The following is a 26607-nucleotide window of genomic DNA, read 5'->3' as shown; positions in this document are numbered from 1 at the left end:
CAATCTTTAAAGTTTTGATGATCTGCTCGAGCTGACATTTTCATAATCTAGCATGGTTTTGGATATGGAGTGCTCTGAAAGTATCACACTATAGATTTCACCTTTCTGCATCACGTGGTAACTTAGGTAATTTTACTTATCAACCCGCTTGAAGTCGGTATAAAATGCCAAAAAAAATACTTGTCACCGGTGCGACAGGATTCCTTGGAAGGTCCTTGGTTCAGCATTTTGTCACTTTTCCAGATATTTCCGTGGTGGCTCCACTCCGTAATGTCAGTGATAAGTTACCAGAAATAGTAAAGGTTACTCGTGTATCAGATATCGGTGACGATACCGACTGGCGAGAGTCTCTAACTGGTGTGGATGTTGTTGTACATGCTGCGGCGCGAGTGCATGTCATGCAAGAAGACTCGGCACAATCGATTGAAGATTTTCGCACGGTTAATGTCAAAGGAACACTTTGTCTGGCACGGCAGGCCGTCGCGGCCGGTGCCAAGAGGTTCATCTATATTAGTTCTATCAAGGTTAATGGCGAAACTACTCCGCTCGGCCATGCCTTTAGTGCCGGCGACACTCCGCTCCCATCAGATGCTTATGGAATCTCCAAACACGAAGCAGAGCAACAACTAATGCAGCTTGCCCAGACAGGCGCAATAGAAGTTGTAATCATCCGCCCGGTACTAATTTATGGTCCAGGTGTAGGTGCGAACTTTCGTCAAATGATGCACTGGCTCACGAAGGGCATTCCAATGCCTTTCGGATCTGTTCACAACCTGCGAAGTCTCGTTTCACTGGATAACGTCGTTGATTTGGTCAGTACGTGTGTCGATCATCCTCGGGCCGCAAACCAGGTGTTTCTGGTCAGTGATGATGAAGATGTTTCTACAACCCGATTGATGCAACGTCTTCTGACTTTCTTGGGTAGAAAAACCTGGCTCGTCCCCATTCCTGTTTCGCTACTGAAGTTCTTGGCTAGCCTGGTGGGGCGAGGTGCAGTCGCTCAGCGGCTTTTCGGCTCGCTACAGGTCGATATCAAGAAGAATCGAGAGTTGTTAGGCTGGCGTCCGCCCTTCACGCTGGATGAGGGTTTGAAGGCGACGGCCGAGCATTTTCTGGAGTCTCACAAAAGATGAGTTACGGATATTTCATTCCATTGGTTTTCGGTATTTCTTTTTTGCTGACTGCTGTTTTGCGCCGGTATGCGATATCTCGAAGTCTGATGGATGTTCCCAATGCACGCAGCTCTCATGTTGTGGCTACGCCACGCGGTGGCGGTGTAGCGATTGTTGTTGCATTTATCTTGTCCCTGGGTTTTCTGTTTTTCACGGATTTGATTTCCGCCCGGTTTTTTTTCGCAATGGCATGTGGCGGTGCTGCCATTGCCCTGATTGGATTCATGGATGATCACGGGCATATCGCCGCGCGATGGCGATTATTGGGGCATTTTGCTTCAGCTTTGTGGTTGTTGGGGTGGATAGGGGGCATGCCACCCGTTGAGTTGTTCGGTACTTCGATCGAGCTGGGTTGGCTGGGCTTTGTGCTGGGTGCTTTTTATCTTGTGTGGCTACTCAATCTTTACAACTTCATGGACGGCATTGACGGAATCGCCAGTGTAGAAGCGATTTGTGCCTGCGTCGGTGCGTGTCTGCTTTACTGGTTGTCGGGATTGGAGAATCTGATCTGGGCGCCTTTGTTGCTCGCTGCTGCCGTTGGCGGCTTTCTATACTGGAACTTCCCTCCGGCACGGATATTCATGGGCGACGCTGGCAGTGGGTTTCTGGGCATCGTCCTTGGCGGATTGTCTCTGCAGGCGGCATGGGTGAGCGCACCGATGCTCTGGGCCTGGATGATTTTGCTTGGTGTGTTCATTGTCGACGCTACGTACACGCTGTTTCATCGCATGCTGAGAGGAGAAAAGATCTATGAAGCACATCGTAGTCATGCCTACCAGTTCGCTTCACGTCGCTTTGGCAAACACTTACCGGTCACTGTTGCGGTCGGCGTGATCAATCTGTTCTGGCTGTTGCCCATTGCCTTTTGTGTCACGAGCCTCGGTTTGGACGGTGCTTCGGGTGTGCTTTTGGCTTACATTCCATTGATCGCTTTGGCAATAAAGTTTCACGCCGGAGATCTCGAGATTCCGGTGGTCAAGAACTAAGCAGTAATTGCCAGGTCATTTAGGTTTAGAGTGATCACGAAATGCCGTTGAGCCGGCACGATGGAGAGTGCTGCTCAAAGGAGTGATCAAGGTAATTGAAGGGTTTATGGATAAAATCAGAGAGTACCTGTTAGGCCTTCCCCGGCGCCGCAAGAGACTGCTTCAGGTTGCCACAGACATCGTGCTCGTCTGGGCCGCGTTGTGGCTGGCCTTTATCGTTCGCTTGGGCCTGGACGATATGTACAACCCTTTCAAGGTGCATTTCTGGCTTTTTGTATGTGCACCTATTGTTGCGATTCCCTTGTTCATTCGCTTTGGCATGTATCGTGCGGTCATGCGCTATTTCGGCAACGATGCGCTGGTCGCTATTATCAAAGCGGTCAGTCTGTCCGCATTGATTCTGGCGCTGGTTGTCTATTGGTATAGCAACCACGAGGCAGTAGTCCCGCGTTCGATTGTCTTCAATTACTGGTGGCTAAGCCTTGTCATCATCGGAGGCTTGCGGTTGTGCATGCGTCAGTATTTCATGGGTGACTGGTTCGCCGGCGCTCAACACGTTCCGTTTTCCAGTCGTGACGATAGCCTTATCAAAGTTGCAGTCTATGGGGCAGGCGTCGCGGGTAATCAATTGGTCGCAGCATTGCGCATGGGGCGAACCATGCGCCCGGTGGCATTTATCGATGACGATCCGAGCATTGCTGATCGGGTAATTGCCGGGCTGCAGGTCTATAAACCCAAGCACATTCAACAGATGATCGATGAAACAGGTGCGCAGGAAATTCTTCTGGCGCTGCCGTCGTCGACACGTGCACGTCGCCGGGAGATTCTCACGCTTCTGGAGAGTTTTCCGCTACATATTCGCAGTGTTCCGAATTTCACTGACCTTGCCAGTGGCCGAGTCAAGGTCGAGGATATTCAGGAAGTGGATATCGCGGATCTGTTGGGGCGTGATTCGGTACCTGCACAACCGGATCTGCTTGAGCGCTGTATCACAGGCAAGACGGTAATGGTTACTGGCGCTGGCGGTTCCATTGGCTCAGAGCTTTGCCGGCAGATTTACTCGCTTGGCCCCACCAGGCTTTTGTTGTTTGACCACAGTGAATTCAACCTTTACAGCGTACTTTCGGAACTGGAGCAAAGAGGAAACCGGGAGTCGGCGTCGGTCCAGCTCTTGCCAATACTCGGTTCCATTCGTCATCCGCATAAATTGCTGGATGTCATGAAGACCTGGAATGTTGAAACTGTTTATCATGCTGCCGCGTATAAACACGTGCCCATGGTTGAACACAACATTGCGGAAGGGGTGCTCAATAACGTCATCGGGACGCTTAATACTGCCCAGGCTGCATTGCAATCGGGTGTGTCCAATTTCGTGTTGATTTCCACGGACAAGGCTGTTCGCCCCACTAACGTAATGGGCAGTACCAAGCGACTTGCCGAGCTGACGCTTCAGGCCTTGAGTCGAGAAATCGCCCCCGTTCTATTCGGTGACAAATCCAAAGTATCCCGAGTCAACAAGACTCGCTTCACGATGGTTCGCTTCGGGAATGTGCTGGGCTCTTCTGGTTCGGTCATTCCGCTATTCCACAGTCAGATCAAATCCGGTGGGCCACTGACGGTTACCCATCCGAAGATTACCCGTTACTTCATGACTATCCCTGAAGCCGCGCAACTAGTGATTCAGGCCGGTTCCATGGGGCAGGGCGGCGATGTGTTCGTACTCGATATGGGGGAACCGGTAAGAATTGTCGAACTGGCGAAGAAGATGATTCATTTGTCCGGTTTGAGCGTGCGTTCGGAAAAAAATCTGCAAGGCGACATTTCGATCGAGTTCACCGGGTTACGCCCCGGCGAGAAGCTTTATGAAGAGTTGTTGATTGGCGATAACGTATTGGCGACTGAGCACCCGATGATCATGAGTGCCAGCGAAGATCATTTGCCATGGGATTTGCTCAAGCTTCGTTTGACGGATTTGCTGGATGCCGTCGAGCAGGATGATTATTCGCGCGTTCGCCAGTTGCTGCGTGATACCGTCAGCGGCTACACCCCCGATGGCGAAATTGTCGACTGGATCTATCAGCAACGCCGTCTCGAACCCTGATTGTTTCACATTCTGTAACGCTCGCATTTTTGACATACACCCATCATGACCTACGTTTGGAGAGCAGCTTCGGAAAAGCTGCTTTCTCAAACGATGATGGAGCGTCAAAAATGCGTACCGGTTACTTCTGTTCTCTGATTTTTGCTTTCCTTGCCAGCGCTTCGATTGCCGCGATCGCCGCACCCTTGGCGCCAGCGGAGTCACCCAAAGCGCCTTTGGTGATGGATACAACAGCACCTGCACAAAGCGCAAAAGTCGATCTCAACGATGCCGATGCGGCAACGCTGCAAAAAGAGCTGGCCGGAGTAGGTGAAGCGAAGGCCAAGGCGATTGTTGCATATCGAGAAACAAACGGGCCGTTTTCATCGGTGGATGAGTTGCTGGAAGTGAAAGGTATCGGCAAGGCGATCCTTGATCGCAATCGTGACAAGCTGGAAGTCAACTAAGCTGAGTGTATAAGCCAAGAGGCCGGTCATTGACCGGCCTTTTTGTTTAGCGCAATGCATGGCTCGTGATGACGTGAAAAAGGCGTCGGTCGGACGACTAAAAATTACGGCTATCATATTGCGCCAGGATTATGCCTATAATAATTTGCCGGTTCGTTGAGCCTATGCGACTCAATGACGATTCCCCATCAAGCATTCCAGGAGCACTTACATGAATTCCGCACGATCCAAAGGTACTGCTCTCGTCACCGGCGCATCGTCGGGTATCGGTGCGATTTACGCTCAGCGCCTTGCGGCGCGTGGTTTTGATCTGCTGCTGGTTGCCCGTGACAAGGAGCGTCTGGAGAGTGCTGCGAGCCAGTTGCGTGATGCCCATGGCGTTCAGGTTGAAGTGCTCAAGGCCGATCTCACGCAGAAGGATGACGTGCTCAAACTGGAACAACGCCTGCGCAGCGATTCCAGCATCAGCTTGCTGGTCAATAACGCCGGTGTAGCGGCGGACGGTTTGCTGGCCAACGCCGATATGGACCAGTTGGAGCGACTGATCCAGTTGAACATCACCGCCGTCACCCGCCTGGCATCGGCGGCCGCCGCCAGTTTCGCCAAGGCCGGTCGTGGCACCATCATCAATATCGCCTCGGTGGTGGCGCTGTTTCCTGAACGCTTCAACGCTACTTATAGCGCCAGCAAAGCTTATGTACTGAGCCTGACGCAGTCGCTGAACACTGAACTCGAAGGCACCGGCGTGCAGATCCAGGCCGTGCTGCCGGGTGTGACCCGCACCGAAATCTGGGAGCGCTCAGGTATCGATGCCAGTGGCATTCCGGCAGAAATGGTCATGGAGGCGGGCGAGATGGTCGATGCGGCGCTGGCCGGTCTGGATCAGGGCGAGTTGATCACCATTCCTTCGCTGCCTGACGCAGGCGAATGGCACGCCTTTGTTGCGGCTCGCCATGTCATGGCGCCGAACCTTTCCCGCAGTGCTGCAGCGCAACGCTATAAGTCCGGCAATTGAATTGATCAGAGGTCACCACAGTATGGATTCGCGTCGAATAGTCGTCACGGGCATGGGCCTGGTTTCACCCTTGGGCAGCGATCTCGAAGTCGTATGGCAGCGTTTGCTGGCCGGTCGCTCTGGTTTGCGTAACTTGCCTGAGGCAACGGTCGCTGATTTACCCACGCGAGTCGGCGGCGCGGTGCCGACGCTGGAGGAGGACGCTGAAGCAGGATTTGATCCGGATCGCGCCACGCCGCCCAAAGAGCAGAAGAAGATGGATCGCTTCATTCTGTTCGCCATGGAGGCTGCCCGACAGGCGCTGGAGCAGGCCGATTGGCATCCTTCAGAAAGCAAAAGCCAGGAGCGTAGCGCAACGATCATCGGTTCCGGTGTCGGCGGTTTTGGCGCGATTGCCGACGCCGTGCGCACCACCGACAGTCGCGGTCCTCGGCGTTTGTCACCGTTTACCATTCCGTCGTTTCTGGTCAATCTCGCGGCAGGTCACGTGTCCATTCAACACGGCCTCAAGGGGCCTTTGGGTGCGCCGGTGACGGCGTGCGCTGCGGGTGTTCAAGCGATTGGCGACGCGGCACGATTGATCCGCGCCGGCGAAGCGGATATTGCCGTGTGTGGCGGTGCGGAAGCCTGCATCGACCGCGTCAGTCTGGCCGGTTTCGCGGCAGCGCGGGCACTGTCGAGCGGTTACAACGACACCCCGCAGCGCGCCTCGCGGCCGTTCGACAGCGGGCGCGACGGTTTCGTCATGGGCGAGGGCGCGGGGTTGTTGGTGATCGAATCCCTCGAGCATGCGCTGGCGCGTGGCGCGACGCCGCTGGCGGAGCTGGTCGGCTATGGCACCAGCGCCGACGCCTATCACCTGACGGCCGGGCCTGAAGATGGCAGCGGGGCGCGGCGGGCGATGACGCTGGCACTTGCGCAGGCGGGTATCGAGCCGGATCAGGTGCAGCACCTCAATGCTCACGCGACCTCGACGCCAGTGGGCGATCTGGGTGAGTTGGCCGCGATCAAGGCGTTGTTCGGTACCGAGAATAAAATCGCCGTGACCTCGACCAAGTCAGCCACCGGTCATTTGCTCGGCGCTGCAGGCGGGCTTGAAGCCATTTTCACACTGTTGGCGATTCGTGATCAGGTGGTGCCGCCGACTTTGAATTTCGACAATCCCGATCCGGCGAGCGCAGGTGTAGACATTGTTCATGGCCAGGCTCGGCCAATGTCTATCGAATATGCACTGTCCAATGGTTTCGGGTTTGGCGGGGTCAATGCCAGCGTATTGTTCAAGCGCTGGCAGGCTTAGTCGCGGTTCTTGAGGTGATCGCGGGTGATATCGAGGATGCGTTGCGCAAACCCGGCATCCGCGACACTGCGCGACAGCAGCAGTGCACCGACCAGGGTCGACATGATGACGATGGCGCGGTCAGCGCTGTTCTCACCTTCGAGGCTGTTTTCGATCTGCTCCAGCCGTGCGTTGAGTACCACGTCACTGGTGGGACTCGGTTGCCCGCGCAGCCCTAACTCGGAAGAAATGGTCAGCAATGGGCAGCCTTCGTGTGGTGATGTCTGGTGCCATTCGGACAGATACGTCTCGATGAACACATCAAACGCGTTGTCCTGGGCAAAAATCTCGGCACATAACCCATCGACCTGGTTGCCGGCCTCTTGCAAGGCCTTCTCGACCAACTCGTCCTTGGACTTGAAATGTGAGTAGAAACCGCCATGGGTCAGACCCAGCGCTTTCATCAGGGGTTGCAGGCCGGTAGCGCCGATTCCGTCCTTGCGAAAACGTGCCGAAGCCTCCTTGATGATGCGCTGATGGGTTTGGGCTTTATGGTCCTGCGAATAACGCATCTGGAACTCTCCGCAACAATGTCCCCATCTTAACCAAGGAAAATTAGATGGTGACTGTACTTCTACTTCTTAAAAGCGTGCAGATAGCTCCAATGGCTATAAAAAGCACAAACCCCGCCGATCAGGCGGGGTTGTGTTCAGCGGTCTTGGGCGTCTTTGGCGTCCGCTTCGGCATTGCGTTGGGCAACGCGTCGGCGTTCTTCATCGGTCAGATCGACCTTGTTGGCGGTGTCGCGCAACATCATTAATCCACCCACGATCGAGCCGATTGCAACGACCAGAATCAACCAGGCATACCAAGGCATAACGGCTCTCCTTAAGGGCAGGTCGACGGACGAGGATTTCGCCGTGCAACGCTGCATACCACTTTTGAGCGAAGTGAACTCGCAGTGGTTCCATTCTAGGCCGCTTGCACCCGGTACACCCGAAATCCCTCAATGACCTGTCAGCATCGCATCGGCTGGTGCGTCGGCACGCAGTTGTCCGGTCAGCAGGAAGTAGCCGAAACCGACGGCCATGAAGCCAAGGAAGATCAAGCCGATCAGCGTGTTGAACCACGCCATCGCCACCAGACACACCACCGCCAGCACCAAGGCAATCAGCGGAATCAACGGATAGCACGGCGCGCGGAAAGTACGCTCGAGATTGGGTTCCGATTTACGCAGTTTGAACAGACTGAGCATGCTCATGATGTACATCACGATGGCGCCGAATACGGCCATGGTGATCATCGCGGCGGTAAGGGTCATGCCACCGAGGTTGATCAGGCCGTCGCTGTAAATCGCGGCGATGCCGATGATGCCGCCGACAATAATGGCGCGGTGCGGTGTCTGGAAGCGCGAGAGTTTCGCCAGCGAAGCGGGAAGATAGCCGGCGCGGGCGAGGGCGAAGAACTGCCGCGAGTAGCCAAGAATGATTCCGTGGAAACTCGCCACCAGACCGAACAGGCCGATCCATACCAGCATGTGCAGCCAGCCGGAGTTGTCGCCGACCACGGTTTTCATCGCCTGCGGCAACGGGTCGTTGATGTTGGCCAGGGTGCGCCAGTCGCCGACGCCACCGGCAAAGAACATCACACCCATCGCCAGCAGCACCAGGGTCAGGATGCCGCTGATGTAGGCCTTGGGAATCGTGCGCTTCGGGTCTTTGGCTTCTTCGGCGGCCATGGCGGCGCCTTCGATGGCGAGGAAGAACCAGATAGCGAAAGGAATCGCGGCGAACATCCCGGCAATCGCCGGCGCGCCAAATACATCCGACCCCGCCCAGCCATTGAGCGCAAAGTTGCTGAAGCTGAACGCCGGCGCGACCACACCCATGAATACCAGTAACTCGGCTACCGCCAATACGCAGACGATCAACTCAAAGGTCGCGGCCAGTTTCACACCGAGGATGTTCAGGCCCATAAAGACGATATAGGCACCGACTGCTGCGTGTTTCGGGTCGAGCGCCGGAAACTGCACATTGAGGTAAGCGCCAATTGCCAGGGCAATGGCCGGCGGAGCGAAAACGAATTCGATCAACGTGGCCAGGCCGGCAATCAATCCACCTTTTTCACCGAAGGCGCGGCGGCTGTAGGCAAACGGCCCGCCCGCATGGGGAATCGCGGTGGTCAGTTCGGTGAAACTGAAGATAAAGCAGGTGTACATGGTCGCGACCATGAACGAGGTCACCAGGAAACCCAGCGTTCCGGCCACGCCCCAGCCATAACTCCAGCCGAAGTATTCCCCGGAAATCACCAGCCCTACGGCGATGCCCCACAGGTGCAAAGTGCCCAGCGTGGGTTTGAGTTGTGTGTTCATGCGGTTGCTCCCTGAACGGTTTGGAAAGCTCGGGGGAGGGTGTGTGCAGTGGGCGTGCCATTGCGCTGAAACAAGTCGTAATGAGTTGAATGCTGTCGTATCGGGGATGTTTGTTGGGGGATGGCTGCTTTTTGTGCGCCACTTGGGTGCGATGTTGGCGGTTATGCCGTCTTCGCGAGCAGGCTCGCTCCCACAGGGGAGTGCATTTCAAAATGCGAGCCTGCGCGCGATGAGGCCCGCCCATACAGCGCAAAACCCACCTGTAAAGCCTGCATAAACCCACTCTTTACGCTTTCTTTATGCACAGCCAACACCCTCGCTCTCGTTCCTTTACAGCCTCCTTTCCGACAATGCCTGCACACGCGGCAATACGCCGTAACACGGAGATCTTCCATGAGCGTTCTGGACGGGGTGTCACTGCTGTTGGCAGTGGGGCTGTTCATTTATCTGTTGGTTGCGCTGTTGCGCGCGGATCGGAACTAGGAGCGGCTATGCACAGTTATGACTATTGGCTGATCCTCGCGTTCTTTGCGGTGGTCTTGCTACCGGCGCCGTTCCTCGGGCGCTTCTACTACAAAGTGATGGAAGGTCAGCGTACCTGGCTGACACCGGTTCTCGGCCCGGTCGAGCGCGGTTGCTACCGCATCGCCGGTGTCGACCCCGAGGCTGAACAGAGCTGGCAGAAGTACACGCTGGCACTGCTCGCCTTCAACCTTGCCGGTTTCCTGCTGCTGTTCGCGATTCTGTTGTTCCAGGATCACTTGCCGCTGAACCCGCAAAATCTGCCGGGCCAGGAATGGACCCAGGCGTTCAACACCGCGGTCAGTTTCATGACCAACACCAACTGGCAGTCCTACAGCGGTGAAGCGACGCTCAGCTATCTGAGCCAGATGGTCGGCCTCACCGTGCAGAACTTCGTCAGCGCCGCCACCGGCCTCGCCGTGCTGGTCGCGCTGTGCCGTGGCATCGGCCGCAAATCGACGAAAACCCTCGGCAACTTCTGGGTCGACATGACCCGCGCCACCCTCTACGGCCTGTTGCCGCTGTGCCTGCTGCTGGCGCTGTATCTGGTCTGGCAGGGCGTGCCGCAAACCTTCGCGCAGTATGTGAATGCAGTGACCATGCAGGGCGTTGATCAAGTGATCCCGCTCGGCCCGGCCGCCAGTCAGATTGCGATCAAGCAACTGGGCACCAACGGTGGTGGCTTCTTCGGCGTCAACTCGGCGCATCCGTTCGAGAACCCGACCGCGTGGAGCAACTTGTTCGAAGTCGCGTCGATCATTCTGATTCCGGTGGCGCTGGTGTTCACCTTCGGCCACTACGTCAAGGACCTGCGTCAGAGCCGCGCGATCATCGCCTGCATGCTGGCGCTGTTCCTGATCGGTGGCGCGACCTCGCTGTGGGCCGAATATCAACCGAACCCGACTCTGAACAACGCTGCCGTTGAACAGACGGCACCGCTGGAAGGTAAAGAAGCGCGCTTCGGCACCACTGCGACCGTGCTCTGGTCGGTGACGACGACGGCGGCCTCGAACGGCTCGGTCAACGGCATGCACGACAGCCTCAATCCGCTTAGCGGCATGGTTGCGCTGGTCAACATGATGGTTGGCGAAGTGATCTTCGGCGGCGTCGGTGCCGGGCTCTACGGCATGTTGCTCAACGTGCTGATCGCGGTGTTCCTCGCCGGTCTGATGATCGGGCGAACCCCGGAATACCTCGGCAAGAAACTGCAGGCGCGGGAAGTGCAATTGTTGGTCGTGACCCTGTTGGTGATGCCGGTTGGCGTGCTGGTGCTCGGTGCGATTGCCGCCGCGGTTCCCAGTGCTGCGGCGACCATCAGCAACCCCGGCCCGCACGGTTTCAGCCAGTTGCTGTATGCCTACACCTCGGCGAGCGCCAACAACGGCTCGGCGTTCGGTGGTCTGAGCGCGAACACACCGTTCCATAACCTGATGCTGGGCCTGGGCATGTTGATCGGCCGCTTCGGTTACATCCTCCCGGTTCTGGCCCTGGCCGGCAGCCTGGCGATGAAGAAAACCGCACCGATCGGCCAGAACAGCTTTCCGACTCATGGCCCGCTGTTCGTGACCCTGCTGACCGTGACCATTTTGCTGGTGGGCGGCCTGACCTTTCTGCCGACTCTGGCGCTCGGCCCGATTGCCGAACATTTAAGTATGGGCTTCTAAGGAATCCATCATGAATATGCACGTTCCTGCAAAACCTGCAGAGCCGACCAAGTCGGCAGAAGCACCGAAAACCGCGATCTCGGCCCTGTGGCGGCCGGCGCTGGTGCAAGCCTTCGTCAAGCTCGACCCTCGGCAATTGAAGCGTTCGCCGGTGATGCTGGTGGTCGAACTGACCGCGATTTTCACCACCGTGCTGTGCTTCATTCCCGACGCCGATGTGCCAACTTTTGTTGCTGCACAAATCGCCCTGTGGCTGTGGTTCACCGTGCTGTTCGCCAACTTCGCCGAAGCCTTGGCCGAAGGTCGCGGCAAGGCCCGCGCCGACAGCCTCAAGGCTGGCAGCGAAGGCCTCAGCGCCCGGCGCAAACTGGCCAACGGCAGCTTTCAAGTGGTGCCGGCAGCGAGCCTGCGCAAGGGCGACGTGGTGCGCGTCGAAGCCGGGGAGATGATCCCCGGTGACGGCGAAGTCATCGAAGGCATCGCGGCAGTCAACGAAGCGGCGATCACCGGTGAATCGGCGCCGGTGATTCGCGAATCCGGCGGCGACCGCTCGGCCGTCACTGGCAACACGCGACTGGTCTCTGACTGGTTGCTGGTGCAGATCACCGCCAACCCCGGCGAGTCGACGCTCGACCGCATGATCGCGCTGGTCGAAGGCGCCAAACGCCAGAAAACTCCGAACGAAGTGGCGCTGGATATCCTGCTGATCGGCCTGACCCTGATCTTCCTGCTGGTGGTCGTGACGCTGCAACCGTTCGCCCATTTCGCCAATGGCAGCCTGCCGCTGGTGTTCCTCGTGGCGCTGCTGGTTACGCTGATCCCGACCACCATTGGCGGTTTGCTGTCGGCGATCGGTATTGCCGGCATGGATCGTCTGGTTCGCCTCAACGTGATCGCCAAATCCGGTCGCGCCGTGGAAGCGGCGGGCGACGTGCATGTGTTGCTGCTCGACAAGACTGGCACCATCACCTTCGGCAACCGTCGTTGCAGTGCGGTGTATGCCGCGCCCGGTGTGAATGGTCGCGAACTGGCCGAAGGCGCGCTGTTCGCTTCGCTGGCCGACGAAACCGCTGAAGGTAAATCCATCGTCGAATACCTGCGCGGTCTGCATCCGCAACCTGAGCCGGCGCCGGAAACCTTGACCGCTGTGCCGTTCAGCGCTGAAACCCGTTTGTCCGGCGTCGACTATCAGGGCCGTGTCTACCGCAAAGGCGCGGTGGATTCGCTGCTGAGTTTCCTCGGCCAGAAACGTTCGGATCTGGCCCCGGCACTGTCGCGGGAAATCGACAAGATTGCCCAGAGCGGCGGCACCCCGTTGCTGGTCTGCGCCGACGGCAAACTGCTTGGCGCGATCCACCTCAAAGATGTGGTCAAACCGGGCATCCGCGAGCGTTTCGCCGAACTGCGCAAACTCGGTATTCGCACCGTAATGGTCACCGGTGACAACCCGCTGACCGCTGCCGCCATTGCCGCTGAAGCAGGGGTCGATGACGTCCTCGCCGAAGCCACCCCGGAGAAAAAACTCGCGCGCATTCGCCACGAGCAGAACGACGGACGTCTGGTGGCGATGTGCGGTGACGGTGCCAACGACGCGCCGGCGCTGGCTCAGGCTGACGTCGGCATGGCGATGAACGACGGCACACAAGCAGCACGCGAAGCGGCGAACATGGTCGACCTCGACAGCGATCCGACCAAGCTGCTCGACGTGGTGCAGATCGGCAAGGAATTGCTGGTGACCCGTGGTGCGCTGACGACCTTTTCCATCGCCAACGACGTGGCTAAATACTTCGCGATTCTGCCAGCGCTTTTCGCCTCGATTTATCCGCAACTGGGCGTGCTGAACATCATGCAGTTGACCAGTCCGCAGAGCGCGATTCTCTCGGCCATCGTCTTCAACGCCTTGATCATCGTTGTGCTGATTCCGTTGGCACTGCGTGGTGTGCGCGTGCAGGCAGCGAGTGCGGCGGCGTTGTTGCGACGCAATTTGTTGATCTATGGATTGGGCGGGATTCTGGTGCCGTTTGTGGGGATCAAGGCGATCGACATGTTGCTCACGGCGCTGCATCTGGTGTGAGTCTCAGAAGAGCCCCTCACCCTAGCCCTCTCCCGGGGGGAGAGGGGACTGACCGAGGTGCTTGTGGGAGCTACACCGACTTGAGATACCGAGCCGAACTCAGGTTTTGAACTGCACAAAGATCGGCTCCCTTTCCTCTTGTCACCTTCGTGGGAGAGGTGACTGACCGAGGTGTTTACGAGAGCTACACCGACTTGAAATACCGAGCCGAACTCAGGTTTTGAACTGCACAAAGATCGGCTCCCTTTCCTCTTGTCACCTTCGGGGGAGAGGGGACTGACCGAGGTGCTTGTGGGAGCTACACCGACTTGAGATACCGAGCCGAACTCAGGTTTTGAACTGCACAAAGATCGGCTCCCTTTCCTCTTGTCACCTTCGTGGGAGAGGGGACTGACCGAGGTGTTTACGAGAGCTACACCGACTTGAAATACCGAGCTGAACCCAGGTTTTGAAAAGCACATAAATCGGCTCCCTTTCCCCCTCGCCCCCTTGGGGGAGAGGGCTGGGGTGAGGGGGAAAAGATCCCCCTGGCACCCCACCAAAGTTTGCCCAACGAATTCGAGGATTTTGCTATGTCCACAATGATACGTCCGGCCCTGAGCCTGCTGGTGCTGATGACCCTGGTCACCGGCGTTGCCTATCCACTGGTGGTGACGGGTGTCGCGCAAGTCGCATTTCCCGCTCAAGCCAACGGCAGCCTGGTGCACGACGCCGCTGGCAAGGTCCGTGGCTCGTCGCTGATCGCCCAGGATTTTGTCGGCGATGCCTGGTTCCATCCACGTCCCTCCGCCGGTGCCTTCGCGACCGTTTCCAGCAGCGCGAGCAACCTGGCACCGAGCAATCCGGCGCTCGCCACACGGGTGATCGATGAGGCCAACAAACTGCAGGTTCCGGGTCAAGGTCCGGTGCCATTGGCCTTGCTGACCACTTCCGGCAGCGGCCTCGATCCACACTTGCCACCGGCAGCAATTGCCTATCAACTGGCGCGTGTCGCGACAGCACGCAATCTGCCGGTGTCGACCTTGCAGCAACTGCTCGATGCGCACATCGAGCAGCCGCTGGTGGGGCCGCCGGTGGTGAATGTGCTGGAGCTGAATATGGCACTGGAAAAACTGTAGTCGATGCTCGTTCCCACGCTCTGCGTGGGAATGCATCAATAGACGCTCTGCGTCTGCTTTTATGGGACGCAGAGCGTCCCGGGCTGCATTCCCACGCAGAGCGTGGGAACGATCAATCAGGAAGAGAGAGCATCAAGCATGAGCGACTCCGGCCGCGCCGACGCGCTGTTAGCAGACCTGCCCCGTGACGGCCGTGGCCGCCTGAAGGTTTTCCTCGGCGCCGCCCCCGGTGTCGGCAAGACCTACGCCATGCTTCAGGCTGCGCACACGCAACTGCGCCAAGGCGTGAAAGTCATCGCTGGCGTCGTCGAAACCCACGGCCGGGCGGAAACCGAAGCGCTGCTCGGCGGCTTGCCGCAGCAGCCGCTGGTGCGCTCGGAGTACCGTGGCGTGATGCTCGAAGAAATGGACCTCGACGGCCTGCTCGCCGCCAAGCCGAAACTTGTGCTGGTGGATGAACTCGCTCACAGCAACGCCCCCGGCAGTCGCCACGCGAAACGCTGGCAAGACATTCAGGAACTGCTCGCCGCCGGCATCGACGTGTTCACCACGGTCAACGTCCAGCACCTGGAAAGCCTCAACGACCAAGTGCGCGGCATTACCGGTGTGCAGGTGCGCGAGACGCTGCCCGACTGGGTACTGCAAGAAGCTTACGAACTGCTGCTGATCGACCTGCCGCCGCGCGAATTGCTCGAGCGCTTGCGCGAAGGCAAGGTCTACGTGCCCGAGCAGGCGCGCGCAGCGATCGATGCGTTTTTCACCCAGACCAACCTCACTGCACTGCGCGAACTGGCGATGCAAACGGCTGCCGCGCAGGTCGACAACGATCTCGCCCAAGGCTATCGCCAACTCGGTCAGGCCGCGCCAGCGGTGCGTGGCCGATTATTGGTCGGCGTTGATGGTGATGCGCAGGCCGAACGCCTCGTGCGCCACGCCAGTCGCGTCGCTCAGCGTCGGCATCTGCCGTGGAGTCTGGTGCACGTCGATAACGGTGCGGTGCGTGATGAGCAATCGCGTCTGCGCCTGCAAAGCGCTCAGCAATTGGCGGAGCGCCTCGGTGGTGAAGTGGTTTTATTGCGCGCCGGTGAGGTGGCGAAAACCTTGGTCCAGCATGCTGCCGAGCGCCGTGCGAGTCTGGTGTTGGTCGGCCAGTCTCGGCCGAGTTGGCGTCGTCGACTGTTCGGCGGTGGCTTGGCGGCGCGTCTGTTGCGTCAGGCCCATGGGCTGGAAATCAACGTCCTCGACAACGATCATGAACACCCGCAGGCGCGCCCGCGAAACCCGCTGACACTGGTGTGGTTCGACTATGCGCTGGCGTTGGTCGCCACCGTGTTGGCCAGTGCCTTGGCGTGGGCAGTGTCGAGTGTGTTGCCGTTGCCGAACATCTCGCTGGTGTTCCTTGCGGCCGTGTTGCTGGTGGCGGTGCGCAGCAGTCTCGGCCCGGCGCTGGCTTGTGCGGCGCTGTCGTTTCTGACCTACGATTTTCTGTTCATCCCGCCGAATTTTTCTTTCAGCATTCAGCGCGAAGAAGATGTGCTGACCCTGCTGTTTTTCCTGTTGATGGCGGCACTGACGGGCAACCTCGCGGCGCGTCAGCGTCGGCAATTGCAGGCGTTGCGCGACACCCAGGAAGAAACCACCGAACTGCTCGACCTGTCGCGCAAACTCACCGCCGCGACCGATCGCCAAGCCGTGGTCAGCGCCGCCGCGCAACACCTCAATGGCTGGAGCGATCTGCAACTGTGCCTGCTTAATCGCGACGGCCAGGGCGGCTGGAAAGTCGAGACCGGCGGGCCGTTGGAGTTTACCGAGTCCGAGCGTGCCGCCGCCGACTGGGCCTGGCAGCACGATCAACCGGCGGGCATGGGTACCGGCACGCTGCCATTCGGGCGCTGGTGGTGGTGGCCGTTATCGGTCGAGGACGGACCGCTGGCGCTGCTCGGTGTCTGCGCCAAAGAAGGCCAGACCTTGAGTGGCCAGCGTCGCCGCTTGCTCACCGCATTGAGTCAGCCGCTCGCACAAGCGCTGGCGCGCGCGCAATTGGCCGATGACCTGGAAGCCGCGCGCCTGCACGGTGAAACCGAACAACTGCGCAGTGCCTTGCTGGCCTCCGTGTCCCACGATTTGCGCACGCCGCTGACCGCCATGCGCGGCAGTATCGACAGCCTGTTGGCCCTCGGCGAGGCGATCCCGCTGGAAGACCGTCGCGAGTTGCTCGAAGGCACCCGCGACGAAGCCGAACGCCTCGACCGCTACATCCAGAATCTGCTCGACATGACCCGGCTCGGCCACGGTGCGTTGAAACTTGCGCGAGACTGGGTGTCGCCCGCCGACATCGTCGGCAGTTCGCTCAATCGTCTGCGTGCAGTGCTCGCGCCGCTGCAGGTCAGCACCGATGTGCCGGCGGAGTTACCGCTGCTGTTCGTGCATGCCGCGCTGATCGAGCAGGCGTTGGTCAATGTGCTGGAAAACGCAGCGCGTTTCTCACCCGTTCACGGTCGCTTGCAACTCAGTGCGGGAGCGAATGACGAGGAGATTTTCTTCTCGGTCAGCGATGAAGGGCCGGGGATTCCCGAGGATGAACGGGCGAAGATTTTCGATATGTTCTACACCGCTGCCCGGGGTGATCGCGGGGGGCAGGGCACCGGCCTCGGGCTGGCGATCTGTCAGGGCATGGTCGGCGCGCACGGCGGTCGTATCAGTGTCGCCGACGGCATCGATGGGCGCGGCACCTGCATCACCTTGCACTTGCCGTTGCAGACGCAACCGGGGATGGACGATGAAGCCTGATTGCGACTGCGCTACTCTCTTGCCACTCTTTTGTGTTGATGTGAATTCATGAGCCAGACCGCGACCATTTTGGTCATCGACGACGAACCGCAGATTCGCAAGTTCCTGCGCATCAGCCTCGCTTCCCAGGGCTACAAAGTGCTCGAGGCTGGCACGGGTGCCGAAGGGCTGGCGCAGGCCGCCTTGAACAAGCCGGACTTGCTGGTGCTCGACCTCGGCCTGCCGGACATGGACGGCCAGCAAGTGCTGCGCGAGTTTCGCGAATGGGCCACGGCGCCGGTGCTGGTGCTGTCGGTGCGCGCCAGCGAAGGGCAGAAGGTCGAGGCACTGGATGGCGGCGCCAATGACTACGTGACCAAGCCGTTTGGTATTCAGGAATTTCTCGCCCGGGTGCGTGCGTTGTTGCGTCAGGCACCGGCGGGGGAGGCGCAGCAGGCGGCGTTGAGTTTCGGCCCGTTGACGGTGGATCTGGCCTATCGGCGAGTGTTGCTCGATGGTGTCGAAGTGGCGCTGACGCGCAAGGAATACGCGGTGCTGGCGCAACTGGCACGGCATCCGGGGCGAGTGATTACCCAGCAGCAATTGCTCAAGGATATCTGGGGGCCGACGCACACCGAGGACAGCCATTATCTGCGGATTGTGGTGGGGCATTTGCGCCAGAAACTGGCGGATGATCCGACGCGGCCGCGGTTTATTGTCACGGAGGCCGGGGTTGGCTATCGGCTATTGAGTGATGTTGGCTGATCTGGCCTCTTCGCGAGCAGGCTCGCTCCCACACTGGATCTGCGTCGTTCACAAATCCCCTGTGGGAGCGAGCCTGCTCGCGAAGGCGGCTTTGAGACAACGGAGAGCTTCAAGGCTCTCTGCTCTGCTCACTGTCATACCGATCCAGCGTATCCCGCGCAATCTCGCGCCCCAACGCGATCAACTCCGGCGCCTTGTAGAACTCGAAAAACCGGCACACCCGCTTCGGTACGTTGATCAGGATGTCCGGCGGATATCCGGCAATCTTGTACTGCGCCAGCGAGGTCTGCATCACCTCGAAACTCTGGTTGATCAAATCCAGCAACGAGGCCGGTCCGACGTTATCGATGATGAACGAACCGGTCGCCGATTTCGGTGCGCCTTCACGCTCGGGCGCGGCCGCCGGTTGTTGACTCTCCGGCTCGGCGCCGTCCAGCCAGGGATTGATGTCCGCCGCTTCGGCGCGCAGCGCTTCCTGTTCGAGCCGCAACAATTGCTCGGCCTGTGTTCGGCGGAACGGCATCTTCGATCCCAGCGAACTGATCAGGCTGTCGAAGCGTGAGCGGAACGCGGCCGGGCGCTGGATGACTGGCAATTTGTAGTGACGCTGGTTGGTCGAGTTGAGATTGACCGCAATGATCAGATCACAGTGGCTCGACACCACCGGCACGATCGGCAACGGGTTGAGAATGCCGCCGTCGACCAGCATGCGATTGCCTTGCATCACCGGCGTGAACAGGCTGGGAATCGCCGCCGAGGCGCGCATCGCCTGATGCAGGCAGCCTTCCTGAAACCAGATTTCCTGCTGGTTGGTGAGGTCGGCGGCGACGGCGGTGTAGGGGATGCGCAAGTCTTCGATGTTGATTTCGCCGACGATCTTGCGGATCTGCCCGAAGACCTTTTCGCCGCGAATCGCACCGAGCCGGAAACTCACGTCGACCAGCCGCAGCACATCCAGATAGTCGAGACTTTCGATCCAGTTCTTGTAAACGTCGAGTTTACCGGCGGCGTAGATCCCGCCGACTACCGCGCCCATCGAACACCCGGCAATGCAGGCGATGTCGTAACCGCGTCGTTCGATCTCTTCAATGACTCCGATATGGGCATAACCCCGGGCGCCACCGGAGCCCAGCACCAGTGCGACACGCTTTTTCATCAAACTTCCTCCCGACAAGGTTGCACAATGCACCCATCGCCGGGTCGGCTCAATCGCCGAAGTCGTTCAGTGCGCCAGTGACGTCGTTTTTTCGATACTGCATGACCCTTCGGCGCTATCCTTCTCAGTTGCGCGGTTTCACCCGCCGGCAAGGCACTTTTTCGTAGCCAAGCCGTCTTACCTGCACGACTGTTGACCTATTTTGAGGTGTGAGTGATGAAAGCCTGGATCTGTGTGCCGTTGATGGCTTTGGTATTGGCCGGTTGCGCCGGTAAAACCGCTTACCGCGACAGCTGCGGCAGCCAGCTCGACGCGGCCTGGCATGAGCTGGATCTGGCCAAGGCCGAAGGCTTTGCCGGCACCGTCAGCTACTCCAAAGCGTTGTCGCTGCTGACCGCCGCCAAGACCCAGCAACAATTCGAGGGTTTCGAAGGCTGCAGCAAGAAAGCCGAGAAAGCGCGTTTCTACATTCGCGAATCCCGCGCCGGCCGCTAAGCTGCTGACGTGAAGCAAGGAGGCTGCGTTCGCTGGTCAGCAGAATGATCGTCAGAGCCATTTGAATCAGGAGCAAGTGATGTCTGCGTTGGTTGACCGGTTGGTGGCTCATGTCCTGAGTCTGGAGGTGCGTCTGTTGGCCTGCCAGGCGCGATTGACGGCACGCACCGACCCCGAAGCGTTGCATGATCTGCGCACTACGGTGCGGCGCTTGCGCAGCCTGTTGCGGCCATTGCGCGGCTTGCCGGGTGTCGAGCAACTGGAAGACGCCGCTTCGGCAGTCGGCCAATTGACCACGCCATGGCGCGATCGCGAAGTGTTGGCGGCGTACTTGCTTCAGCATGATCAGCCTGAAGCTGCGCAACGCCGCATGGCGCAAATGGCCGAGGCCTATCCGGCGCTGGCGGCGAGTGCCGAGGTGGCTTCGCTGTTGATGATTCTCGATGCTTTCCCGCGTTTCCTGCGTGCTTCCCAGCGTCAGGGATTGCTCAAGGGCTTGGACAAGCGCATCGAAAAACGCCTCGGCAAGCAATGGCAGAAACTCGACGAGGCGCTGCACGATCCCGCTCACGACCGCCATCGCTTGCGTTTGCTGATCAAACGCGTGCGCTACGGCATCGAAGCTTATCCCGAACTGGACCGCTTGCCCGCCGCGGCGCTGAAGCGATTGAAGTATGCGCAAAGCGCGTTGGGCGACTGGCACGATTGCTGGCAATGGTTGGCGAAAGCCGAGCTGGAGGCTGATCTTCAACCGTGCGTCGCCACTTGGCAGGCGACCATGATCAAAACCGAAAGCAAGGCTGATCGCGTGCTGGAAAAACTCGGTTCAGCCTGTTTCAAATAATCCTGAATCACCACCAATCCCCTGTAGGAGTGAGCCTGCTCGCGATAGCGGTCAGACATTCAACAAATGTGTTGGCTGTCAGACCGCTATCGCGAGCAGGCTCACTCCTACAAGGGATCTTCAATGTGGCGGATATAGGTTTAAGGCCTTTCTGTCAGTCTCTTTGACCGGAATAGACGCTGCGGCGCTGTGCAGGTCTGGTTAAGATCGCTGCATTCCTTTCTCGTTTTCTGAGGTTGCCATGCGCTTTAGCGATCTGCTCGAGGCGGTCCGCCGCCAACCGGAACTGACAATTCCTGCCGAATGGGGCCAGGGCCGTGCCAGTTTCGGTGGTCTGGTTGCCGCGCTGCAATACGAAGCCATGCGCGCGAAAGTGCCGGCGGATCGTCCGGTGCGTTCATTGGCGATCACTTTTGTCGGCCCGGTCGAGCCTGAAGTCCCGGTGAGTTTCGAAGTGGATGTGCTGCGTGAAGGCAAAGCCGTCAGCCAGGTCATGGGCCGGGCGATGCAGAATGGTCAGGTGGTGACAATCGTCCAAGGCAGTTTTGGCGCTTCGCGGCCTTCGGAAGTCGCCGTGGAAGCGTATCCGGCGCCGTCAATGAAACACTGGGACGAATGCCAGGAGTTGCCGTACATCAAAGGCGTGACCCCGGAATTCATGCGTCATCTGGCAATGCGCTGGAGTGTCGGCGGTATGCCGTTCACCGGCACGCAATCGCGGCTGATGGGCGGCTGGGTGCGCTTGCGTGGGGATGTCAAAGAAGAGCCGGTCAATGAGGCGCATTTGTTGGCCCTGGTGGACGCATGGCCGCCGGCGCTGTTGCCGTATCTGAAGAAGCCTGCACCCGGCAGCACGCTGACCTGGACCATCGAATTCGTTCAGCCGTTACGCGACTTGAGCACGCTGGACTGGTGCCAATACCTGGCCGACATCGAGTACGCCGCCGACGGCTACGGCCATGTCGCCGCCAAGTTATGGAGCGCAGAAGGGGAGTTGATTGCAATGAGTCGTCAGACGGTCACGATCTTCGCCTGACTCAATGCCGACGGTGGCGCTCACGCCAGGCGCGCCACCAGCCGCCACTGAGAAAGAAGCGCGGAAAAGTCAGAAACTGCTCGACCAGTAACCGCGACACCGCATCTTTACGATCACTGAACGGCTCGGAGGCTTGCGTCTCCAGACTGTGGCCGTGACGCTGCAAACCCAGCGCCGCGACGATTCCGATCACGCCGATGGCGACGCTGGCCAGACTCAGGCTGAACACCCCGGAGACAATCAGCAGAAACGCGACGATGAATAACGGCACAGCGATCAGGTGCAACACCAGATTGGTCGGGTGCTGATGATTGCCCGGGTACGCGCGCCATTGCCACGCGGGAAGGTTGGGGTGACGTTTGCCCATGTTTTCTACTCCTCGATCCATGTTGAACTCATGGTTGAAGAATAGGCCCGGGCGCGGAGGGCGGCGAATCAAGGTTGGCTATTGGCATCATAGGGATGATGGACAAAAAAGATCGCAGCCTTCGGCAGCTCCTACATTGAAATGCGTACATCTGTAGGAGCTGCCGAAGGCTGCGATCTTTTGATCTTCAGAGCTTCAATTGACCTATGGCCTTGCTCAACTCCCCAGCCAGCGTCGCCAACTCATTACTGGTCGTCGCCGAATCCACAGTTTGCTGCACGGTGTTCTCGGTCACATCACGAATGCTCACCACCGCCCGATTCATCTCTTCGGCGACCTGGCTCTGCTGCTCCGCCGCCACGGCAATCTGCGTGTTGCTCTCACGCATCTGCGCTACCGCTCCGGTGATCTCCGCCAGCGCCGCGCCGGCCTCTTGCGCCTGCTGCACGCAGTCGTCGGCCTTGTACGAACTCTCCTGCATGAAGTCCACCGCGTCGCGAGTGCCAGCCTGCAAGGCCGAGACCATCGTGGTGATCTCGTCGGTCGAGGTCTGCACCCGTTTCGCCAGATTGCGCACCTCATCGGCGACCACGGCAAACCCTCGGCCCATTTCACCGGCGCGGGCCGCTTCGATGGCGGCGTTCAGGGCGAGCAAGTTGGTCTGCTCGGCAATGCTGTGAATCACGCTGACCACGCCGTTGATCTTCTGACTGTCCTCGGCCAGCCGTTGAATCATCTCGGCCGTCTGCTGAACACCGCTGGACAGCCCGGCAATCGACTGCTGCACCCGGGCGACCACTTGCTGACCGCTGCCGGCGAGGCCGTCGGCGGTCTGCGACAGGTCGCGGGTGGCGCCGGCGTGTTGGGCGATGTGATAAACGGTGGCGGTCATTTCATTGATCGCCGTGGCCGCCTGATCGGTTTCGCTCTGCTGACCGAGCATGCCGTGGCGCACTTCGTTCATGCTCGACGCCAGCCGCGCCGCGCCGACATCCAGTTGCCGTGCGGTGTTGGCGACGGTGGTCACAACGCGCTGGTAACCGGCCTGCATCGCGTTAAACGCATTGGCCATCTGCCCGACTTCATCTTTGCCGGCCAGCGGTACTCGGGCCGAGAGATCGCCGCTTTTCTCGACGTGGAGCATCACGTCTTTCAGCGTGTTGAGCTGGCTGAGCAGGAAACGGATCAGCAGTTGCGAGGCACACAGCATGGCGAACATCAGAATGAACACCGCCACCGCGTAATTGGCGAAACGCTCGCTGAACACCTGACTCAGGCTCGGGCCGTAGGCAATCACCGCGACCTGTTGACCGTCGGCGCGGCTGAACACCTCAGCGCCCATCAACGGGTTGTCGCCGAACAGCGGCAGGTGATTGATCTCGTTCCAACCGTTGCTTTCCGTGATTTCCAGCAAGGGTTGATCGTTCAGGCGCGGTGCTTCGCCGCGCTTGAAGGTCAGCACCTGATCGGCTTTAGGCAATGGCTGCCCGGCCGGCCAAGCCTTGAGCAGTTGCGCCTGGGCCTGTGCGGAGGCTTGTGAGGCGTGACTGCGCGCCTGTTGTTCGAGCTGCACGGCGTACAACACCAACAGCAGGGTGGTAACGAAGGCGACCGCATTGACCGCCCAGAATTTGTACTTCAGCGAGATATTGCTAAGCCAGGCACCCATGGAGGTCTTCTCTGATAGCGGAAACAGTTTTGGCAAGGTGCCAGCATTGTGCCGCTATGCAGGTCGGAAGATCTTGATATGAGTCAACAGGGCGCATTGTTCCCCCTGTGGGAGCGAGCCTGCTCGCGAAGAGGGCGTGTCAGTCAACATCATTGCCATCTGAATCACCGCTTTCGCGAGCAGGCTCGCTCCCACAAGGGAATTATGGTGTGTCAGGAAGGGCCGGGAGGTTGTAGAACGCGCGGGCGCACGCGGTGGTGTGCGCTGCCAGATCCTCCTCGGTTTCGCCACGATGCAACGCCACTTCGCGCAGCACTTCAGTCAGATACCCCGGCTCATTGCGCCCGTTCTTTGGCTTCGGGCGCAGGGTGCGCGGCAGCAGATAAGGCGCATCGCTTTCCAGCATCAAGCGTCCACGTTTGATCTCTTTGACCAGCGGATGCAAATGCGTGCCACGGCGTTCGTCGCAGATCCAGCCAGTGATGCCGATGTGCAGATCCAGATCAAGGTAGCTGAACAGCGCCTTTTGCTCACCGGTGAAGCAATGCACGACAGCGGCGGGCAGGTGATCACGGAAGCCTTTGAGGATTTCCAACAGGCGCTGGCTGGCATCACGCTCATGCAGGAACACCGGCAATTGCAGTTCAACGGCTAAGGCCAAATGCTCTTCGAGGACTCTTTCCTGCTGTGGGCGCGGCGAGAAATCACGGTTGAAATCGAGACCGCATTCACCCACGGCAACGACGTTTTTCTCTTGCAGCAGGCTGCGCAAACGACGGGCACTGTCCGTGTTCCAGTCACTGGCCGAATGCGGGTGAATACCGGCGGTGGCGAACAGCCGTTGACCGCTCTCATCCAGTTGCTGGCACAGCTCCAGAGCCTGTTCGCTGCCCTCGACGCTGGTGCCGGTCAGCACCAGTTGGCAGACCCCGGCCGCATAGGCGCGGTCGAGTACGGCCTGGTGTTTGTCGGCGAAACTGGGGTTGGTCAGGTTGACGCCGATATCGATGAGTTGCATGGTTGCTACCTCGGGCCGAAGGCCGGAAAGCATACCAGAGCTGTAGATTCATAAGAAAAGCCAAGAACTACAACGAGTTATAGCTGTCTCTTGATGCCGCGACGCAGCCCGGTTTGGCAGAAGTGCCATTACTGTGCCAGTCTCTCGCACTTTGCCAGCGCTCCAGGCGCTCTGTTTTCGTCGGTGATTTCGAACTCAAAGAGATGAAATCACCCCGTATTCTTTTCGGAGAGTGGATGATTCGTCCCTCGGTTTTGCTGCTGTTGTGTGGATCGTTGTTGCTGCCGATGACGGCGGTTGCGCGCCTGCCCGGGCCGCTGCAAGCCGTGCCGGCGGCCAAGGTGCGTGACTTGTCCGAGATTCGCAGCAGCCGCGTGTTGCGCGTACTGGTCAACCAGAGCCGCAACAGCTCCGGCGAAGTTCAGGGCCAGGCCATCGGCGTCGAATACCATCGCCTGCGTGCCTTCGAGCAATACCTCAATGGCCATGCCCGCGATGGCCAGGAAATCACCCTCAAGATCATTCCCAAAGCCAAGGACCAATTGCTCGGCGCCTTGCAGCGTGGCGAAGGTGATCTGGTCGCACCGGGTGAATTGCTCGATCTGCAATCTGGCTATGCCGTGGCCAGTAGCGAACCGATCGCCAGCAACGTGCCGCTGGTGTTGGTCGGGATCAAGGGTGAGCGCCGCTACACCAAGGTCGAGCAGCTCTCCGGTAAAACCCTGGCGCTGCCCACCGGCAGTGCGGCGGGGGAGGCGGTCAGTCAGCTCAATCAGAAACTGGCGTTGCACAAACTGGCGCCGATCAAGATCGAATGGGTCGATCCGACCCTGGCGGTCGAGGATGTGCTGGAGATGGTTCAGGGCGGTATTTTTCACCTGACCATCGTCGAACAACCGATCGCCGAGCGCTGGGGCAAAATCCTGCCGAAACTGCGCTTTGACCGGCAACTGATGATCAGCGAGCCGGGCGAGGAGTACTGGTTCGTGCGCCGCGACGCTTCGATGTTGCGCGCGAGCATTGATCGCTTCCTCGGTGGTTACAAGAAGCCGTCCAACGAAGACGTTGCGTTTCTGCGCATCTATCGCCGTCTCTATCAAGTCCACTATCCATTGGCCAAGGCTGACCGCCAGCGCTTGGAAAAACTGCGCCCGACCCTGCAAAAGCACGCCCAGGCGCAGAACATGGACTGGCTCAATCTGGCCGCACTGGCGTTCAAGGAATCACGCCTGCAACCCAATGCCCGCAGCGGCAGTGGCCCGACCGGGCTGATGCAGATCACGCCTTCCGCCGCTCAGCGAGTCGGCGTGAGCAACATTCAGAATCTTGATGCGAATGTGCAGGCCGGGGCCAAATATCTGGCGATGATCCGCCGCAAGTTCTTCAACAGCCCCAAGCTCAATGAACGCGAGCGCATGGCGTTCACCCTCGCGGCCTACAACATTGGCCCCGAGCGCGTGCAGGGCATGCGCGCCGAGGCCCGACGCCGGGGGCTGAATCCTAACCAGTGGTTCTTCCAGGTCGAGCGCATTGCCATGGAGCAGGTAGGAATGGGGCCGGTCAGCTATGTTAATAGCGTGAACAAGTATTACTTGGCGTTCGACCGGGAGCGGGAGTCGTTGGAGCCCGGGGCGCAAAAAGTCGTCTCACGGAAATGATCTAATAAACTGATTGTTATGGCGGAATATTTGCGCTTTTAACATGAAATTTACTGATTAATATAGCGGCCAACCAACACACACA

At 59.0% G+C, this 26607-nt stretch carries 23 protein-coding genes; 16 read left to right on the top strand and 7 right to left on the bottom strand.

Annotated elements, in window-relative coordinates:
• Positions 1 to 164: 164 nt before the first annotated feature.
• From AB4N44_RS08765 to fabF, 6 genes are all read left to right on the top strand, one after another.
• Complete coding sequence (locus tag AB4N44_RS08765) at positions 165 to 1133, top strand: UDP-glucose 4-epimerase family protein (RefSeq protein ID WP_460109262.1); 969 nt, start codon at positions 165 to 167, stop codon at positions 1131 to 1133.
• Positions 1130 to 2158, top strand: coding sequence for an MraY family glycosyltransferase (locus AB4N44_RS08760; protein WP_460109265.1), 1029 nt, complete (start codon positions 1130 to 1132; stop codon positions 2156 to 2158). Before AB4N44_RS08765 ends, AB4N44_RS08760 begins: the two co-directional genes overlap by 4 nt.
• 106 nt (positions 2159 to 2264) lie before the next feature.
• On the top strand, positions 2265 to 4259 hold the full coding sequence (locus AB4N44_RS08755) for a polysaccharide biosynthesis protein (protein WP_460111591.1): 1995 nt from the start codon (positions 2265 to 2267) through the stop codon (positions 4257 to 4259).
• A gap of 110 nt (positions 4260 to 4369) precedes the next feature.
• Positions 4370 to 4705 (top strand): ComEA family DNA-binding protein, encoded by a 336-nt coding sequence (locus AB4N44_RS08750; RefSeq protein WP_127929268.1) that lies wholly within the window; start codon positions 4370 to 4372, stop codon positions 4703 to 4705.
• Positions 4706 to 4916: 211 nt separating this feature from the next.
• Positions 4917 to 5720, top strand: coding sequence for an SDR family NAD(P)-dependent oxidoreductase (locus tag AB4N44_RS08745; RefSeq protein WP_460109267.1), 804 nt, complete (start codon positions 4917 to 4919; stop codon positions 5718 to 5720).
• Positions 5721 to 5742: 22 nt separating this feature from the next.
• Positions 5743 to 7017, top strand: coding sequence for a beta-ketoacyl-ACP synthase II (gene fabF / locus AB4N44_RS08740; RefSeq protein ID WP_460109269.1), 1275 nt, complete (start codon positions 5743 to 5745; stop codon positions 7015 to 7017).
• Here the strand turns inward: fabF and AB4N44_RS08735 are convergent.
• The 3 genes from AB4N44_RS08735 to eat form a co-directional block, all read right to left on the bottom strand.
• Positions 7014 to 7568 carry a TetR/AcrR family transcriptional regulator gene (locus tag AB4N44_RS08735; RefSeq protein WP_460109272.1) on the bottom strand — a complete coding sequence of 185 codons (555 nt, stop codon included), beginning with the start codon at positions 7566 to 7568 and terminating at the stop codon, positions 7014 to 7016. The genes fabF and AB4N44_RS08735 overlap by 4 nt on opposite strands.
• 137 nt (positions 7569 to 7705) lie before the next feature.
• Positions 7706 to 7873, bottom strand: coding sequence for a DUF2897 family protein (locus AB4N44_RS08730; RefSeq protein ID WP_007908505.1), 168 nt, complete (start codon positions 7871 to 7873; stop codon positions 7706 to 7708).
• A 129-nt stretch (positions 7874 to 8002) separates the two neighbouring features.
• On the bottom strand, positions 8003 to 9367 hold the full coding sequence (gene eat, locus AB4N44_RS08725; protein WP_460109273.1) for an ethanolamine permease: 1365 nt from the start codon (positions 9365 to 9367) through the stop codon (positions 8003 to 8005).
• Positions 9368 to 9760: 393 nt separating this feature from the next.
• Here eat and kdpF point away from each other — a divergent pair, with 393 nt between their 5' ends.
• From kdpF to AB4N44_RS08695, 6 genes are all read left to right on the top strand, one after another.
• Entirely contained in the window at positions 9761 to 9850 is a 90-nt protein-coding gene (gene kdpF, locus AB4N44_RS08720) for a K(+)-transporting ATPase subunit F (RefSeq protein ID WP_007899818.1), read from the top strand.
• Positions 9851 to 9858: 8 nt separating this feature from the next.
• Positions 9859 to 11553 (top strand): potassium-transporting ATPase subunit KdpA, encoded by a 1695-nt coding sequence (kdpA, locus tag AB4N44_RS08715; RefSeq protein WP_127929263.1) that lies wholly within the window; start codon positions 9859 to 9861, stop codon positions 11551 to 11553.
• Positions 11554 to 11563: 10 nt separating this feature from the next.
• On the top strand, positions 11564 to 13627 hold the full coding sequence (kdpB, locus tag AB4N44_RS08710) for a potassium-transporting ATPase subunit KdpB (RefSeq protein WP_127929262.1): 2064 nt from the start codon (positions 11564 to 11566) through the stop codon (positions 13625 to 13627).
• Positions 13628 to 14199: 572 nt separating this feature from the next.
• The gene (gene kdpC / locus AB4N44_RS08705; protein WP_460109275.1) at positions 14200 to 14745 is read left to right on the top strand and encodes a potassium-transporting ATPase subunit KdpC; all 546 of its coding nucleotides are present in this window, start codon (positions 14200 to 14202) and stop codon (positions 14743 to 14745) included.
• A 138-nt stretch (positions 14746 to 14883) separates the two neighbouring features.
• A complete protein-coding gene (locus AB4N44_RS08700) occupies positions 14884 to 17535 on the top strand; it encodes a DUF4118 domain-containing protein (protein WP_460109278.1) in 2652 nt (883 codons plus the stop codon).
• A 48-nt stretch (positions 17536 to 17583) separates the two neighbouring features.
• On the top strand, positions 17584 to 18279 hold the full coding sequence (locus AB4N44_RS08695) for a response regulator (RefSeq protein WP_150750702.1): 696 nt from the start codon (positions 17584 to 17586) through the stop codon (positions 18277 to 18279).
• A 109-nt stretch (positions 18280 to 18388) separates the two neighbouring features.
• On the opposite strand, the gene AB4N44_RS08690 is transcribed toward AB4N44_RS08695, so the two are convergent.
• Positions 18389 to 19435, bottom strand: a complete 1047-nt coding sequence (locus AB4N44_RS08690) for a patatin-like phospholipase family protein (protein ID WP_127929258.1) — start codon at positions 19433 to 19435, stop codon at positions 18389 to 18391.
• Positions 19436 to 19651: 216 nt separating this feature from the next.
• Between AB4N44_RS08690 and AB4N44_RS08685 the strand changes: the two genes are divergently transcribed.
• The 3 genes from AB4N44_RS08685 to AB4N44_RS08675 all read left to right on the top strand — a co-directional run bounded on the left by AB4N44_RS08685 (position 19652) and on the right by AB4N44_RS08675 (position 21810).
• On the top strand, positions 19652 to 19930 hold the full coding sequence (locus tag AB4N44_RS08685; RefSeq protein WP_016770894.1) for a hypothetical protein: 279 nt from the start codon (positions 19652 to 19654) through the stop codon (positions 19928 to 19930).
• A 79-nt stretch (positions 19931 to 20009) separates the two neighbouring features.
• Positions 20010 to 20774, top strand: coding sequence for a CHAD domain-containing protein (locus AB4N44_RS08680; RefSeq protein WP_460109281.1), 765 nt, complete (start codon positions 20010 to 20012; stop codon positions 20772 to 20774).
• Positions 20775 to 21015: 241 nt separating this feature from the next.
• Complete coding sequence (locus AB4N44_RS08675; RefSeq protein ID WP_220556664.1) at positions 21016 to 21810, top strand: acyl-CoA thioesterase; 795 nt, start codon at positions 21016 to 21018, stop codon at positions 21808 to 21810.
• A gap of 1 nt (position 21811) precedes the next feature.
• Here AB4N44_RS08675 and AB4N44_RS08670 read toward each other — a convergent pair whose 3' ends face one another.
• The 3 genes from AB4N44_RS08670 to AB4N44_RS08660 all read right to left on the bottom strand — a co-directional run bounded on the left by AB4N44_RS08670 (position 21812) and on the right by AB4N44_RS08660 (position 24864).
• Positions 21812 to 22177: a DUF962 domain-containing protein gene (locus AB4N44_RS08670; RefSeq protein ID WP_127929254.1), complete on the bottom strand. Its 366-nt coding sequence runs from the start codon at positions 22175 to 22177 to the stop codon at positions 21812 to 21814.
• A 187-nt stretch (positions 22178 to 22364) separates the two neighbouring features.
• On the bottom strand, positions 22365 to 23846 hold the full coding sequence (locus tag AB4N44_RS08665) for a methyl-accepting chemotaxis protein (RefSeq protein ID WP_150750705.1): 1482 nt from the start codon (positions 23844 to 23846) through the stop codon (positions 22365 to 22367).
• Positions 23847 to 24048: 202 nt separating this feature from the next.
• A complete protein-coding gene (locus tag AB4N44_RS08660) occupies positions 24049 to 24864 on the bottom strand; it encodes a TatD family hydrolase (protein ID WP_127929252.1) in 816 nt (271 codons plus the stop codon).
• Positions 24865 to 25100: 236 nt separating this feature from the next.
• Here AB4N44_RS08660 and AB4N44_RS08655 point away from each other — a divergent pair, with 236 nt between their 5' ends.
• On the top strand, positions 25101 to 26522 hold the full coding sequence (locus tag AB4N44_RS08655; RefSeq protein WP_460109283.1) for an MltF family protein: 1422 nt from the start codon (positions 25101 to 25103) through the stop codon (positions 26520 to 26522).
• Positions 26523 to 26607 lie beyond the last annotated feature (85 nt).

It is taken from the genome of Pseudomonas sp. S3_C06, assembly GCF_054667675.1.
This window is presented reverse-complemented; position numbering and strand designations above follow the sequence as displayed.